The 15,236-nt window shown below is 40.7% G+C and carries 12 protein-coding genes and 2 pseudogenes; 8 read left to right on the forward strand and 6 right to left on the reverse strand.

The genetic code is table 11. The features are described from left to right. The first annotated feature begins 87 nt into the window (after window positions 1-87). From hppD to CWC14_RS06280, 4 genes are all read left to right on the forward strand, one after another. Window positions 88-1,134 (forward strand): 4-hydroxyphenylpyruvate dioxygenase, encoded by a 1,047-nt coding sequence (hppD, locus tag CWC14_RS06265; protein WP_016899429.1) that lies wholly within the window; start codon window positions 88-90, stop codon window positions 1,132-1,134. A 196-nt stretch (window positions 1,135-1,330) separates the two neighbouring features. Next, window positions 1,331-2,644, forward strand: a complete 1,314-nt coding sequence (gene fahA / locus CWC14_RS06270) for a fumarylacetoacetase (RefSeq protein ID WP_138561904.1) — start codon at window positions 1,331-1,333, stop codon at window positions 2,642-2,644. A gap of 141 nt (window positions 2,645-2,785) precedes the next feature. Beyond that, complete coding sequence (locus tag CWC14_RS06275) at window positions 2,786-3,943, forward strand: M23 family metallopeptidase (protein WP_138561906.1); 1,158 nt, start codon at window positions 2,786-2,788, stop codon at window positions 3,941-3,943. Further along, complete coding sequence (locus CWC14_RS06280; protein ID WP_013464451.1) at window positions 3,933-4,415, forward strand: bactofilin family protein; 483 nt, start codon at window positions 3,933-3,935, stop codon at window positions 4,413-4,415. Before CWC14_RS06275 ends, CWC14_RS06280 begins: the two co-directional genes overlap by 11 nt. Window positions 4,416-4,491: 76 nt before the next feature. On the opposite strand, the gene CWC14_RS06285 is transcribed toward CWC14_RS06280, so the two are convergent. Further along, on the reverse strand, window positions 4,492-4,965 hold the full coding sequence (locus CWC14_RS06285; protein WP_138561908.1) for a hotdog fold domain-containing protein: 474 nt from the start codon (window positions 4,963-4,965) through the stop codon (window positions 4,492-4,494). Window positions 4,966-5,149: 184 nt separating this feature from the next. Here CWC14_RS06285 and CWC14_RS06290 point away from each other — a divergent pair, with 184 nt between their 5' ends. The 4 genes and pseudogenes from CWC14_RS06290 (at window position 5,150) to CWC14_RS06305 (ending at window position 9,652) form a co-directional block, all read left to right on the forward strand. After that, window positions 5,150-6,325, forward strand: coding sequence for a multidrug effflux MFS transporter (locus CWC14_RS06290; protein ID WP_076921471.1), 1,176 nt, complete (start codon window positions 5,150-5,152; stop codon window positions 6,323-6,325). A 227-nt stretch (window positions 6,326-6,552) separates the two neighbouring features. Continuing rightward, window positions 6,553-8,394, forward strand: a pseudogene (locus CWC14_RS06295) (S8 family serine peptidase). Window positions 8,395-8,539: 145 nt separating this feature from the next. After that, entirely contained in the window at window positions 8,540-9,172 is a 633-nt protein-coding gene (locus tag CWC14_RS06300; RefSeq protein WP_024602846.1) for a LysE family translocator, read from the forward strand. 15 nt (window positions 9,173-9,187) lie between these two features. After that, window positions 9,188-9,652 (forward strand): methylglyoxal synthase, encoded by a 465-nt coding sequence (locus tag CWC14_RS06305; protein ID WP_013464445.1) that lies wholly within the window; start codon window positions 9,188-9,190, stop codon window positions 9,650-9,652. Between the two features lie 4 nt (window positions 9,653-9,656). On the opposite strand, the gene yegD is transcribed toward CWC14_RS06305, so the two are convergent. The 5 genes and pseudogenes from yegD to CWC14_RS06330 form a co-directional block, all read right to left on the reverse strand. Continuing rightward, on the reverse strand, window positions 9,657-11,021 hold the full coding sequence (yegD, locus tag CWC14_RS06310) for a molecular chaperone (protein ID WP_138561910.1): 1,365 nt from the start codon (window positions 11,019-11,021) through the stop codon (window positions 9,657-9,659). Between the two features lie 79 nt (window positions 11,022-11,100). Then, on the reverse strand, window positions 11,101-11,943 hold the full coding sequence (locus CWC14_RS06315) for a DNA ligase (RefSeq protein WP_138561912.1): 843 nt from the start codon (window positions 11,941-11,943) through the stop codon (window positions 11,101-11,103). Between the two features lie 34 nt (window positions 11,944-11,977). Continuing rightward, window positions 11,978-12,382: pseudogene (locus CWC14_RS06320) on the reverse strand (HAD family hydrolase); the annotation flags it as partial. A gap of 62 nt (window positions 12,383-12,444) precedes the next feature. Continuing rightward, entirely contained in the window at window positions 12,445-12,744 is a 300-nt protein-coding gene (locus CWC14_RS06325) for a hypothetical protein (protein ID WP_016899420.1), read from the reverse strand. A 115-nt stretch (window positions 12,745-12,859) separates the two neighbouring features. After that, on the reverse strand, window positions 12,860-15,124 hold the full coding sequence (locus CWC14_RS06330; RefSeq protein WP_138561914.1) for a TonB-dependent receptor: 2,265 nt from the start codon (window positions 15,122-15,124) through the stop codon (window positions 12,860-12,862). Window positions 15,125-15,236 lie beyond the last annotated feature (112 nt).

Here is a 15,236-nt window from a genome sequence, read left to right on the forward strand (position 1 = left end):
CCCTCTTCCCCAAAACACCAATCTGGTTAATCATGCAGGCAATACGATAACTAATAATCGCAGTGCTTAATTGCGGGAGTAATTATAATGAGTGAAGTAAATAACCCTTTAGGTTTGGTTGGTATTGAATTTACCGAGTACGCAACACCCGATGCCGATTACATGGATAAAGTGTTTACCGATTTTGGTTTTTCAAAGTTAAAAAAATTCAAAGGTAAAGACATTGTTTATTACAACCAAAACGATATTCATTTTTTACTAAATAATGAACGCGATGGTTTTTCAGCTGAATTTGCTAAAAATCATGGCCCAGCAATTTGTTCTATGGGTTGGCGCGTAGAGAACGCTCAAGCGGCGTTTGAAGCAGCGGTTGAGCGTGGCGCTAAGCCTGCTACTGATGCAGCAAATAAAGACTTACCGTACCCTGCTATTTACGGCATTGGCGACAGCTTAATATACTTTATTGAACAGTTTGGCGATAAAGGCTCTATCTACGCAAACGACTTTGAAGATTTAGCTGAGCAAAACGTCGTTAATGATAAAGGGTTCTTACGTATCGACCACTTAACCAATAACGTATATAAAGGCACAATGGAAACATGGGCTAACTTTTATAAAGACGTGTTTGGTTTTACCGAAGTGCGCTACTTTGATATTAAAGGCCAAAAAACAGCCTTGCTCTCTTATGCATTAAAATCACCTTGTGGCACTTTCTCTATTCCAATCAATGAAGGTAAAGGTAACGACAATAACCAAATTGATGAATACCTAGGTGAATACAATGGTCCAGGTGTACAGCATTTAGCCTTTTTAACTGACGACTTAGTGAGTTCACTTGATAAGTTAGATAAATCAACTATCGCCACTTTAGATATTATCCCTGAGTACTACGATACTATTTTTGACCGTGTACCATGGGTTAAAGAAGACAAAGAAAAGATTCGTGAGCATCAAATCCTGGTTGATAGCCAAAGCGAAGATTGCTACTTATTGCAAATTTTCTCTAAAAACTTATTTGGCCCTATCTTCATTGAGATGATTCAACGTGTTGACGATGGTGGCTTTGGTGAAGGTAACTTCCAAGCGCTGTTCGAATCAATCGAGCGAGATCAAGAACGTCGCGGCGTTTTATAATTAAAATTATGACTCTAAAAAGCAGCGTATTTCGCTGCTTTTGTCGTTTAATCGTAACTAAGAGAGCTTATCTCTCTTTGCGTGTTTAAATCGCGCTTTTCATCACCATATAACTAGTAGATATTTAAAACTTGCTGGTGCTATGTTCTTATTTAATAAATTGATATGCGCGACCAACTAAACCAAAGGAAATGTAATGAGTTTAATTAACGAAACCCATGATATAAATTTAACTAGCTGGGTTGCATCAGCGAATGATGCACAATGTGACTTCCCTATCCAAAATCTACCTTTTGCCGAAGTACGTCGCAAAAATAGCAACGAAGCTTTCCGAGGCGCGGTTGCCATTGGCGATCAGGTTATTGATTTAGCAAAAGTAAATGAACTCGCTATTTTTAGTGGCGATGCTCAAGTCGCCATTGCTGCAGCAAGTAATCCTACACTAAATGAGTTTATGGGTCTGGGTGAGCAATATTGGTCAGCCCTACGTTTAGCATTATCGAAAGCATTACGTGAAGGTTATGAGCATCAAGAACAACTTACACACGCACTTATTGCGCAAAGCGAGATTGAATTTGCTCTGCCGTGTCGCATTGGCGATTACACCGACTTTTACACCTCGATTTATCATGCTACGGCCGTAGGTAGTTTATTCCGCCCTGATAACCCACTGCTACCGAATTACAAGTGGGTACCGATTGGTTATCACGGTCGTTCGTCATCTATTGGCGTATCTGGTCAGCAGTTCCATCGCCCTAAAGGACAAACTAAAGCGCCAGACGCAGAAGTACCTTCATTTGGTCCGTGTAAGCGTCTTGATTACGAGCTTGAACTGGGTATTTACTTGGGTAAGGGTAATGAGCTGGGTGATGCTATTGCCATTGAAAATGCTGAAAAACATGTGTTTGGCTTTTGTGTTTTCAATGATTGGTCAGCACGTGATTTACAAGCATGGGAATACCAACCGCTTGGTCCATTTTTAGCAAAAAACTTTGCATCAACCGTGTCACCATGGATTGTAACTACCGAAGCACTTGCACCATTTAGAACAAGCTGGACGCGTGATGAAAATGATCCGCAACCATTGGAATATTTAGAATCAACGGCTAACCGTGATCAAGGCGCATTTGATATTCAAATGGATGTTAAAATTCAAACGCAAAAAATGCGTGATGAAGGCTACAACCCAACACAAGTATCTAAATCTAGCTTTAAGCATTCTTACTGGACTGTGGCACAAATGGTGACTCACCATACGGTAAACGGTTGTAACTTTATGCCAGGCGACATGCTGGGCTCTGGAACGCAATCAGGCCCAACTCATGAAGAAGCAGGTTCATTACTTGAGCTTTCTCGTGGTGGTAAAGAAAAAATCACCTTAAGCAACGGCGAACAGCGTAGCTTCTTGGAAGACGGCGACAACGTGATAATGCGTGGCTGGTGTGAAAAAGAAGGTTTTGCACGTATTGGCTTCGGCTCCGTGGAGAGTACGGTACTGCCAGCAAAATAATTGCAAAATCAATAAACTAGTAAAAAAGGGTGGCCGAATAAGCCCCCTTTTTTATTAATTAAGCCATAGTTACAATTTTTTTCTGGCTTTTTTAGTTGAAATTGCTATCTTGAATCCGTTAATAGCCAGTATATATGTGACATGTCTGCATTCATAAAATCTTTTTTTCATAAAAGCTTCCCAGCTCGCCAGCTGCTTATTCGCCAAAATGGCGAAGTAAAGCATGTGGTTTTGGCGCCATGGTTACAAGTTTCTGTACTCGCTATTATTATCACCGCTATTGCGTGGATGAGTGTCTCTAGTATTCGTGTATATATGCAAACACATCAAATATCACATATCGAACAAACTCAACTTGATAAGCAAGCGCAGTGGCAGCAAAAAGTAAAGCAGCAGCAGCAACGCTACGCATTACAACAAGAACAGTTAGCTGAACTAGAACAAAAACAAGCTTTACTACAAGGTATGATTGAATCATTGCCTGCCTCTATTAGCAAAGACGCCATTAAATTAGAGGGTGAGCTTGACTCCTCCCCTATAAATGAGAGCGAAATCCATGAACCGCTCGAAGATGACAAGTCACAAAACAAACAGGCCGACAATAACGCCACCAGTTTTGAGCAGCGCTACACTTTATTAAACCAGCAATACGATACTAATTTTACCTTATTAGCTGCGCAAATTAATCAACGCCACGACGCTATTTTAGAAATATTGCAAGACACAGGTCTCGAAAATGCACTTGCACAGCACCTCGCATTAGCGGCACAAACAACGGCGCAAGGTGGCCCGCTGGACATACTTGATGAAAGTAAAATACCCAATACATTTTTAGCCATTGCCGATAAGTTGCTTGTTTTAAATCAGCTAGAAAACTTTTTAACCGCCTTGCCGAACACATTACCCTTACCTGCCGCAAAATATTATATTTCGAGCAACTTTGGGCTTCGAAAAGATCCCATGAATAAAAGACGCGCATTTCATAAAGGCGTTGATTTAGCTGGATGGCATAAAACAGAAATTTTTGCCCCTGCCGATGCAACGGTACGCCGAGCTGGACGCAATGGTGGTTATGGTAACTTTATTGAATTAGAACATAAAAATGGCGTTGTAACGCGCTTTGGTCACTTAAACAAAATTAATGTTAAAAAAGGCCAAGTTGTTGCAAAGCACGATGTCATTGGTTTAATGGGCAGTACCGGAAGAAGTACAAGTACTCATTTACACTATGAAGTATTAATAGACGACAAGCATGTCAATCCACTAAAAATAACAAAGGCGCTTTCTCGTGTTTGGTAAAAATAAACAAGCAAAAACGGACTCATCAATCAAGCGAGTGAGTCATACTCCCTCAATTATTTCTAACGATGTGCGTATTACAGGCTCTTTAGTTAGCCAAGGTGAAGTGCAACTTGATGGACGTATTGACGGTGATATTAAAGCTGAGCATTTAGTTATCGGCTCCTCCGGTGTTGTTGAAGGCGTTGTTGAGGCGAGCAGCGTTGTTGTTAAAGGTAAAATCATAGGCTCTTTAAATGCAAGCGAAGTGAAGATCGAAAATAATGCCCATGTACTTGGCGATATTTTTCATGACACACTAAGCATAGAAGCCGGTGCGATTATTGAAGGTAGTTTAAAGCAGCGCTTTGAAAAAGAAGTCATTGAGCATGCTAAAGATAAACCAAAACCGGTTAACGATGTAAAAGCCATTGTTGATAATGAAGACAGTGGCCTTTCGTTTGTAAACAAGTCGTCTACTGCAAAAAGTTAAACCTGAACAAAAAATGGTTTAGTCAATAAACTAAACCATTTTTTTTAGTGCTTTATATAAAAATATAATTTAGCAATTACTTCTTCTTTGTGATGTACATGGTTATATCTGCAGTAAACACCAACTCATTTCGGGTATTGTAAAGCTTTACCGGCACCACTAAATCTTCTTTATCAATCCATTGATGAGGTAACTCAATTTCAGCAATCGCGGTAACGTCTGTGTCTACTTTAGCTAAATATTGTACTGTCATACCTTTAGGTATCCAACGGTGTGTTTTATGCGGTACCGTCGCATCCACCATTACTCCTGCACACAGCTCAGCCAAATTACATTGAGCAATCGCATGAATTGTTCCAATATGATTATGTACACGGCGTGTGTTTTTAACCACTGCACTACAGTGCCCTGCTTTTAAATCTAAAATAGTGGGTTTCATAGAGCCAAAATAAGGTGCCTTGAAACACACGGCTTTACTGAAAAGCCAGTTACCGCATGGCCACTTTTTAAATTTATGCCATGTTTTAATTAATGCAGACTCATTACTCATTATTATTTTTCCGTTGTCTTTGCTTAAAAAGCAAATTAACACATCGGATCAGTTTAAAGAAGTGTGATACTTAAACAAAAATAATCATAATAAGGTTAAAAGTAGGTAACTTGGCTGATACATCGGCCATAAGCCCTTTCTTTTTCATCAGTCGCCACTTAAAATACCGACAAAAGGAGACCTGATGCATACACAGCCCGCTAAACCCAATTTTACTTTATTACTTATCTTAGCGTTACTCGTCATTTTTTGTCCGATGGGCATTGATATTTACCTGCCTGCCTTTCCCACTATCGCAGAGCAATTCTCAGTGAGCGAAAAGCAAGTACAGCAAACGGTGGCTATTTTTATGCTTACTGTTGGTTTGGGGCAATTAATTGCAGGTCCACTCGCTGATCGTTTTGGCAGAAAGCCCGTCGCCTTAACTGGGGTCGCCTTGTATGGACTGGCGGCATTGGGTGCATATTATGCTCCTAGCTTTTTAGTACTGATGTTTGCTCGTGCTATTCAAGGGTTAGGCGCGTGCGCTACCTTTGTTGTCGCTTTTGCAATAGTAAGAGATAAGTTTGGTAGTGAACGCAGTGGCCAAATAATTACCTATCTAAACGGTATAGTTTGCTTTATTCCAGCATTAGCGCCCATTTTAGGTGCTTGGCTAACCGTACAGTTTGGTTGGCAAATGAACTTTCTATTTTTAACCGGTTTTGCATTACTGGGGTTTATTGTCACTTTATTCTTGTTTAGGGAAACACGACCAGCAGACAGTCATTACCAGGGGCATATTTTAGATTTAAGACGCTTTTTCCCCATCATTTCAACCCCATTATTTTTATTTAATAGCTTGTTATGTATGGTCACTATGTCAGCCATATTAGTGTTTGTAACACTGGCTCCTGGTTGGCTCATTACTGAATTAGGTGGCAGCGTAGCCGACTTTACCTTTTGGTTCTCGCTCAATGCAGTGCTTAGTATTCTTGCTAGTTTTATTATGCCTATTTACATTAAACGCCAACCTAAAAGAGCCTTAAAAATAGGCCTTTTAGTGCTAGTGAGTGCCGGCTTACTTATGTTGTTATTAAGCCAATATAAAACGCCATTGGCATTAATGATCCCTATGTTTATTGCTGCCTTTGGTTTTGCTTTAACACTTGGCTCTGCCGCTGGACGAGCTTTAAGTCTGTTCCCTAAGCAAGCTGGCACCGCCTCAGCTCTTTTAGGAGCGATGCAAATGAGTGGGGCAAGTTTATTGGTGTTTATTACTCAATATTTAAACTTATCTACACCCGAGCTTATAGGCACACACTTTTTATTATTAATTCCCTTTTCTTACTTACTATTTCGTTATACTAAATATGCTTAGGCGCTAAAGCGTTTTCTATTACTCTTCAATTTTGGCTAATTCAGGTTTTACCTGATTAGCCGCCCCCTAATTCAAATACAAATGTATATTTTTTGTTTAATACTGGCTACTTTAAAGTTAAACAATTTCGTTTTTGTAGATAAAACACCTTGTTTTTTGCTTTTTATTATTTTAATGTCGGTTTAAGTTAACAGAAAGTTAACCAATTAATTCTAGGATATTATAATATGAAAAAGAATAAACTCGCCTTAGCATTAGTTCTTACTGGTATTTTTGCAGCCGGAACTGCCCAAGCTGCAAACGATCGCTTCATCATTCAAGTTGATAATAATAAAAAAGGTGTTGTTAAAGCGCTTACTAAAAAACTAGGTGGTGAGATTAAAGTAGATGGTAATGGATTTATTGCCGCAAAATTTACTGGTCAAGATTTAAGTAGCTTAAAAGGCCTACTCAACAACCCACATATTAAACTCATTGAAGAAGATCATAAGCGCGTTCCAATGTCATTATTTAACGATGATGTAGGCGATGCAATGCAGCAGCAAATTACGCCTTATGCCGTTTATTAATCACAGGTTGATCAAGTAACTTTTGATGCCAATGCAGGCATGAAAGTCTGTGTTATCGATTCCGGCTTAGATAGCTCAAACCCTGACTTTATTTGGGGCAACATCACCGGTGATAACGACAGTGGCACCGGTAATTGGTTTGATAATGGCGGCCCACATGGTACTCACGTAGCCGGTACAATTGGTGCTGCAGACAACAACCTTGGTGTGGTAGGTATGGCACCGGGTGTGGCAATGCACATTATTAAAGTATTTAACGAATCAGGCTGGGGTTACTCATCTGATTTAGCTCAAGCGGCTTATTTATGTTCTCAAGCAGGTGCAAATATTATTAGCATGAGCTTAGGGGGCGGCGGCTCAAACAGTACAGAATCAAATGCTTTTGCTAACTTTACTAATGCTGGCGGCCTTGTAGTTGCTGCCGCGGGTAATGATGGTAATAACGTACGTTCTTACCCTGTAGGCTACCCATCAGTTATGATGGTCGGCGCTAATGATGCCGATAATCAAATTGCTGACTTTTCACAATTCCCAAGCTGTTCATCTGGCCGTGGTAAACGCGCAACTAATGATGAAACAATTTGTGTTGAAGTAACTGCTGGTGGTGTTGATACGGTATCGACCTACCCTGCAGGTATGGCTACAGCAGCGAGTATGTCAGCCGATGGCACAGCATATAATTCATCAGCAATGGAAAATGCAGGTCAAATCACTGCGAGTACCTACTTTATGGGAACTGGCGAAACAGTTGATCCAGCGGCGGCTGGTAAAGTATGTATGATTGACCGCGGCGTTATTTCATTTTATGACAAAGTCGCTAACTGTGAAAACTCAGGCGGTGTAGGTGCGGTTATTATCAACAATGAAGCTGGCATGTTATACGCAACACTAGGTGATACCAACGATACTACAATTCCCGCTGTAGGCGCTGCATTTGAAGATCGTAGTGCATTAGTCGCTAGTACAAACGTGACAATTAATATTGGCGCAACTGATTATGGCTTTATGAGTGGAACGTCAATGGCAACGCCTGCAGTTTCAGGTATTGCTGCGCTAGTATGGTCTAATCATAGTGACTGTACAGGCACAGAAATTCGCGATGCGTTAAAGGCAACTGCGCAAGATCAAGGGGCTGCTGGTCGTGATGATTACTTTGGCTATGGTATTGTAAAAGCGGCTGACGCTGATGCTTACCTTACAGCAAACGGCTGTGCGGGTGGCGATACTGGTGGTGTTGATCCCGAGCCAGGCGTTGATGATATTTCTCTTAGCGCTTCAGGTTACAAATCAAAAGGCACTAAATTTGTTGATTTAAGTTGGAATGGCGCAGCAACAAGCCAAGTTGATATCTACCGCAATGGTAGCAAAGTCATTACCACTGCAAATAATAATGCCTACACCGACAGTATAAATACTAAAGGTGGCGGCACCTATACATATCAAGTATGTGAAGCGCTGAGCACTACGGTGTGCTCAAATAATATCACCGTTAGTTTTTAATAAATTTAGCACTTCGTTATGTTTAAAAGCATAACGGCTAGTTTTATAACAACTTAGTATCCTCAACTTAGCGGGCAATATGCCCGCTTTTTATTTTTGTATTTGCTTGATAAAATCACTCATCACTTCTTTTTCGTACTGTTTAATGATCAATCCTGACTTTTTACTTTCATTTTTACTCGCTAGCTTTTTAATGGCCGTTGCGCCTGGACCATCAAACGCGTTTTTAATGGCGCAAACTTTTGCAAATGGGCGAAAAGCAGGTATGCAGAGTGCTTTTGGCTTTGCGTTAGGTGGCGTAGTACATACATTTTTTGCGGTTGTCGGTTTAAGCGCTATTTTAAAAGCCTCTGAAACTGCCTATGCCAGCGTACAATATGCAGGTGCAGCCTATTTATGTTACTTAGGTTTTATGATGCTTAAAGGCACGTTTATGCCACCATCTTGTGAGCAAAGCGATAAACCGCATGTTACAACCAATAAAAACAAAAATGTCATGTTTCAAGCCATGATGACAGAAGTGCTTAATCCTAAGGTGGCTTTGTTTTTTATTGCTTTTATCCCACAATTTGTTGACCCTAGCTTGTCATCTGCAACCTTTCAGCTGGCGTTTTTTGGGCTACTGTATCCAATCTTTGCTTTTCCGATTGACTGCACGTATATTTATTTCGGCGATAAAATAGCTCAATTTTTTAGAAATCACCCAAATAGCCAGCTCTGGATTGATAGGTTCACAGGCATTGTATTTATTGCCTTGGCTATCAATTTATTACTCTAACTAATAAGAATCAGCATGGATCAAAAAATACAATCTCTACCTGCGCAAAAAAATATAGCCTTAGTAGCACATGACGGCAAAAAAGCCGCGCTTAAGTTATGGTGCGAAAAACATAAGGCCACTCTAAGTAAACACACTTTATATGGCACAGGGACTACTGGGCATTTAATTGAGAAAACAACAGGGCTTGATGTTATTCAATTATTAAGTGGCCCTATGGGCGGCGATCAACAACTCGGGGCGAAAATAGCGGAGCATGAAATACATGTATTAGTCTTTTTTTGGGACCCTTTAGCCTCGCAACCGCATGATCCCGATGTTAAAGCTCTGCTACGTTTAGCTGCTGTGTGGAATATTCCTGTGGCGTGTAATGAAGTGAGTGCCGATATGCTACTTAGCTCACCATTAATGGATATAGAGCTTGAGCGAACATTGCCAGATTACGAAAAATACCTCGCAACCCGACAAATATCTCTATAGTAGCTTACTTATAAAGTATGCTGGCCCATTTAGTAAGGCCAGCAGTTACACTACCAAAGTGATCACCGTTCACCATTTTTATGTTGCCTAAATGCTCACTCAACGCTGCTTTAATTAATGGAGACTGTGCACTCCCTCCCGTTAAGTAAATCACATCGGGAGTGGTATTCGCATCAGTAATTGCCTGTTTAGCCAAGGTAACAATCTGACTTATGCTATCGTCAACAGCAAGCGCTAAATCAGCGACTGAAATATCTTTGCTTAATGAGTTATCTAAAAAGGCTAAATCACAATTAAAACTATTTGCGGATGTTAATGCAATTTTAGCCGCTTCAGCTTGTTGAACTAATTGGTGACCTTGCTTATTTTGCTGTAAGTGAATAAGTCGTTTATAAAGTTCAGGAGCGCTGACATCGCGTAACTGCGCACTGAGTTCACGATAATGCTGGGCACTATAAAACTGGCTCTGTAATTTCACATCGTTAATTTTACAAGCTTGCCAAAATGCTTGATTAGGTAGTGGTAAACCTGACTTAAACGTACTGCCAAGCCCGAGTAACGGCATTAAACCATGGTAGCTCAAAGCAATATCTAAATCGTTTCCGCCTACTCGCTTTCCGCTATGCGCTAAAAAGTCTGCATCTCGTTGTTGCTTATTCCTAAAACTTGGCCCCATTTGTACAAATGAGCAGTCACTGGTACCACCGCCAATATCAATCACCAATACTTTTTGGTCTTGCGTTAAATCACTTTCATAATCAATCCCAGCCGCGAGTGGCTCATATAAAAACTCAACATCTTTAAAGCCCGCTCGGTTTGCTGCGCGTGTTAAAATACCCACGGCTTGTTGGTTTGACTGCTCACCACCGACCGCTTGAAAATTCACTGGGCGCCCAATAACAGTTTGGCTCAGCGTATACCCTAACGATAATTCAGCACGTTGTTTTATTTTTAAAATCATTGCTGTGGCAATATCTTCAAAAAAATTGATTTGCCCTTGCTTTAAGCCCGTTGCGCCAAAAAATGATTTAGGGGATTTTACAAAATAACCCTCTTCAGGAAATTGTACATATTCACTAATTGCCTCACGGCCAATAAATAGAGTGTCGTCTCCGGCTTGTAAGTCTAGGTCTGATTTAATTCGCGGGAGTGTATTAAGTAAGGGTTGGCGCGCGGTTTTATAGGCATGCTCATGCTCTGAGCCCTGCAAATGCTGCGCAACAAAATCAACGACTAAAGCGCTATGATGTGTGTATAAAGTTGATGGAAGATAATGTTTGCCTTGCTCTAAAGGGATGAGCTGAACACGCTCTTCGTTTAAAACACCCATAGCACAATTAGAACTACCATAATCAAAACCAACAAACATAGATCACCAAACATTACCAAAAAGGCCGCGCAATTTAGCATAATTGCTAAAAAATATATACTGAATTGACCTACACTCTTTATTTTTCGGGTCTTTCTCGCAAAAAGCTAGCAAAACGCGGTAAACCATTTTTAGTGTATCCGTGGTATCGATAAGTGATTGTTGAACCAATGGCTGGCGGACGCTTGCGTTCTTCATCACTAAAGCCCGTGCCAATAGAAAAGGTTACGCCTTGCTTGGTTTGCACTCGCAATGCCCCGAGCATACCTGTGTATTTACCTTTACCTGGTAAATGTTCAATAACTAGCGCTTCAGCATCCAAATAAGGTTTGAGTTTTAACAATGCACTGGAGCGACCACTCGAATGCTTAGCCTCTGCTAAATGAAGCATAACGCCCTCCCCGCCTTGTTTGGTGACCTCATTAAAGTAATCACTTAGTTGTTGATTGTCGCTAAATTGATATTGCTTAACCGCCTTTATATGGGGGCTATTTAACTTAGTAATGAGTGTCAGGTAATTTTGATAGCGACGATGAAAAGGCGTGCTTGTATCTGGCATATCAAATACTTGATAAGTCACTGTTTGCCAGAGTAAGTCGTTGGGTATTTTTGTTCTAACAATACCACTGAGAACAGAAAATTGCCCCCGCTTGGTCCATAACTCACCGTCTAACCAAACATCAGGCAAAGGGGCGGTAAACCACTTAGGAGGATTAATTGGATTACCTTGGCGGGTAACAAATTGTTTCCCCGTCCATATTGCTCTAACGCCGTCAAACTTTTCACTCACCAAGTATTGGCGAATATCCTCATGCTTAGTTTCATCATAAACATTAGCAAGTTGCACCTGCGGCAATTGCGCTAATAAACTCGCACTAAAAAGCGTAAAAAAAATAAATAGGTATCTTTGAATAGTAACCATAACTGCATCCTTGCAAATTTAAATATGGCTTAAACTATAGTTGAGATTGAAGCCATTGCCAAAATTCTTCAAGGTTATGCATTTGCTGTGTTGCTTTACTGAAGTCGTGCTGCTCAGTGTGCTTATTAGCAATCGCTACAACGGCTAAGGCTGCATTGTTTGCTGCTGTTACACCAGTGAAGGTACCTTCAACAGCAATCTCATTTTTTGCAGCGACCTGCATATTTTTAAGTGCTAATAAATAAGGATCACCGGCAGGCTTTGGATTGGTTACATCGTCTTTTGTAACCACCGTATCAAATAAATCATAAAACCCTAATCCTTTTAGTATTGGCTCAGCTTCATGGCGTGCGCTGCCTGTTACTAACGCCATTTTTAAGCCTTGCTCTTTAACCGCGAATAAAATATCTGCAGCATAAGGCATTAAAGGCGGTAAATTAGCTGTTTAGCCTATGCCCTGAATATTAAAAAAGGTGCCTAAGCACCTTTCATTAATGTGTGTTACTCAGTCAAGCCTGCTGGCGGCTCAGCATAAGCGTCTTCACCGGTGTTTACATCAACTAACTCGTAACCACGGGCTTTGCGCATCACTTTAAGTACGGGTTTTTCAAATGCGGTTTTTAAGCGCTCAGCATCATCTTTTAGTTCATCTAACGAAGTACCAAACGGCGCTGCACCCGTTTCTGACCAGTTAGTTACTTTACCATTTAGGTTATATTCCACTTCATGTATTTGATATTGCGCTGCTTCATCTTTGGTTGCTTCACAAAAAATTACACGGTAATTCCAAAATCCAGCCATTACTTTTTCTCTTTAATAAACATATGAGCGCTACTTTAGCAGCTCTACAAAAATAAAAAAGCCTGCACTAGGCAGGCTTTTATCAATAATTACAATTTAACGTTAAATTTTTCTATTAGAAAAAGTTAACTTTAAATTCAGCACCAATGTAACGCTCTTCGTTAACCATTGCTGTGTTGTTGTTGAAATCAACACCACCAATTGCTTGTTGCTCGTCAAATAGGTTACGCACGAATGCTGATACTTCATATTCGTAGTCGCCTTGTGCCCATGCATAACCAGCACGTAGGCCTACTTCTGTCAATGGCTTACCTTCAAACTCAACTGATTCATATAAGAAAAAGTCAATTTCACTACGGTACGACACATCAGCGTAAGTGAAGAATTCACCTTCAGCGAGTTCTTTAGTGTAACGAAGTGTGATGTTAGAGATCCACTCTGGTGCATGCGGTAAGCTGTTGCCATCAAGCATAGCTTGACCATTGATGATTGGATCTAAAAGCTCCAATCGACTTGGTGCAGCAATACTAAGAGTATCGTCTTTAAGCTCGGTTTTGTTATAGCTTAAATTAAATGTAGCATTTAGCTCATCACTTAACACCCACTCAGAATCAAGCTCAAAACCATAGCCAGTTGTTTTATCTGCATTTAATAAACGGTTAAAGTTAGCACCACCACCTACAGCTGTTAGCTGTTGGTCGTCCATAGTGTAATAAAATACGGTTGCGTTAACACGGCCTTGGCCATCTAACACATCAGATTTAATACCTGTCTCAAACGAAGTAACCGTCTCTGAATCTGCAACGGTTACTTCACTACCAAATAAGATACGACCTTGAAGACTTGGTGCGCGGAAACTGTTAGCAATACGGCCATACCAATTTACATCATCGTTGATTTTATAGTTAGCTGATAAATCCCAGCTTACGTGATCATCACTTACATCACGCTCAATAAATAACGGAGCACCTGCCTCACCTGGTAATGGACCAAATGTACGATTTGCTGAGAACTCTTTCTCATCATCTGAATAACGAAGACCCGCGGTTACTTTCAGATCATCAGTAATGGTGTAATCAACTGAGCCAAACACAGCCCACGCTTTAGTGTCTTGCTGCTGGCTAACAAAACCATTTAATACGCCATTATTGGCTGTATCATAGCTAAAGTTTTCAATTGTTAATGCTTCGTCGAAGTAAAAAACACCCACCTGGTAATTTACATCACCGGCAAAGTTACTTGATAAGCGAAGTTCTTGCGTGTATTGGTCTTGGTCTGGAATACCATCAGCACTTTCTGAAGAAAAAGGAGTAGAACCTGGTCCCGTATAATTAGGAAGATTAGATGTATCCAAACCACCATCGATGTCAGCACGAGAGTAAATTTCTGCACTTTCCCAACCAGAGATTGACGTTACTGTATGGTTAGCTAAGTCCCACTCAAGCTTAAGGCTTGCACCTTGTGATTCAACTTGTTGCGTCGCACGAGATGCGGCATCGTGATACACCACGTCATTCTCAAAGTCATCAACTAATTCGTTAGTCCCAGGCTTGATAGTATTGGCACGGAACGGAATTGGTGAACCATCTAAATCACGACCATGGTAATTAAATAATCCAGTGAAATCGTCACCTTCATATAAAAATTGAATACGGGCTGCTTGTTCAGTATAACCGCCTAAGGCATCTTTTTGCTCAAAACCTGGTGCACGATTATCAATGTAATCGTCTTTATCTTGCCAAAGTACTGAAACACGTGTTGATAAACGATCTGTTAATGAACCACCAACAGCGCCTTCAAAGTCAACAGCACCACGACTACCGTAAGATACAGAGCCATAGCCTTCAAATTCTTGGCTTGGTTTTACGGTATCAAATTTAACTAGACCAGCAGGCGTATTACGGCCGAACAACGTACCTTGTGGGCCACGAAGCACTTCAACACGTGCTACGTCAAATACAGGGAAACCTTTTAAGATTGCGTTTTCTTGTACAATTTCATCAACCACAAGCGACACAGGCTGTGAAGCATTCAAATCGAAATCAGTGTTACCAAGGCCACGTACATAAAAGCGTGGGAATGAACGGCCAAATGAAGATTCAATAGATAAACTTGGGATTTTCGCATTCATAAAACGAATATCCATACCAGCTGAGCTGTAAGCATCTAAGCTATCGCCTTGCAGGGCTGAAACAGCAACAGGAACCTCTTGGGCATTTTCTACTCGTTTACGAGCTGTTACTTGAATAACTTCTAGTTGGTTCTTCTTAGCAGTAGTTTCTTGCTCAGCGGCTACAGCTGAAATTGAAGTACCTGCTACGGCAGAGAACAACGTTGCATTGATAAGGGTTGCTAACGTAGATCTTTTCATTGCTTTCATGTCGGGGTTAACCTTTTTAGTGCACTCTTGTTCAACGGTTGATGTGTTGCGCAATTAAATAATTACGGATTCAGTCAATTTTTCGCGACTTGCTCTATGCGGCGCGGACCTT

This window comes from Pseudoalteromonas sp. S3260 (assembly GCF_005886925.1).
In the GTDB taxonomy this organism is placed as follows: Bacteria; Pseudomonadota; Gammaproteobacteria; order Enterobacterales; family Alteromonadaceae; genus Pseudoalteromonas; species Pseudoalteromonas tetraodonis.

Coding starts and splice junctions, on each gene's coding strand:
- yegD (WP_138561910.1), bottom strand. CDS start 11,021: ATGTTTGTTGGTTTTGATTATGGTAGTTCTAATTGTGCTATGGGTGTT.
- CWC14_RS06325 (WP_016899420.1), bottom strand. CDS start 12,744: ATGGCTGGATTTTGGAATTACCGTGTAATTTTTTGTGAAGCAACCAAA.
- CWC14_RS06300 (WP_024602846.1), top strand. CDS start 8,540: ATGATCAATCCTGACTTTTTACTTTCATTTTTACTCGCTAGCTTTTTA.
- CWC14_RS06330 (WP_138561914.1), bottom strand. CDS start 15,124: ATGAAAGCAATGAAAAGATCTACGTTAGCAACCCTTATCAATGCAACG.
- CWC14_RS06275 (WP_138561906.1), top strand. CDS start 2,786: ATGTCTGCATTCATAAAATCTTTTTTTCATAAAAGCTTCCCAGCTCGC.
- CWC14_RS06285 (WP_138561908.1), bottom strand. CDS start 4,965: ATGAGTAATGAGTCTGCATTAATTAAAACATGGCATAAATTTAAAAAG.
- CWC14_RS06315 (WP_138561912.1), bottom strand. CDS start 11,943: ATGGTTACTATTCAAAGATACCTATTTATTTTTTTTACGCTTTTTAGT.
- hppD (WP_016899429.1), top strand. CDS start 88: ATGAGTGAAGTAAATAACCCTTTAGGTTTGGTTGGTATTGAATTTACC.
- CWC14_RS06305 (WP_013464445.1), top strand. CDS start 9,188: ATGGATCAAAAAATACAATCTCTACCTGCGCAAAAAAATATAGCCTTA.
- CWC14_RS06290 (WP_076921471.1), top strand. CDS start 5,150: ATGCATACACAGCCCGCTAAACCCAATTTTACTTTATTACTTATCTTA.
- fahA (WP_138561904.1), top strand. CDS start 1,331: ATGAGTTTAATTAACGAAACCCATGATATAAATTTAACTAGCTGGGTT.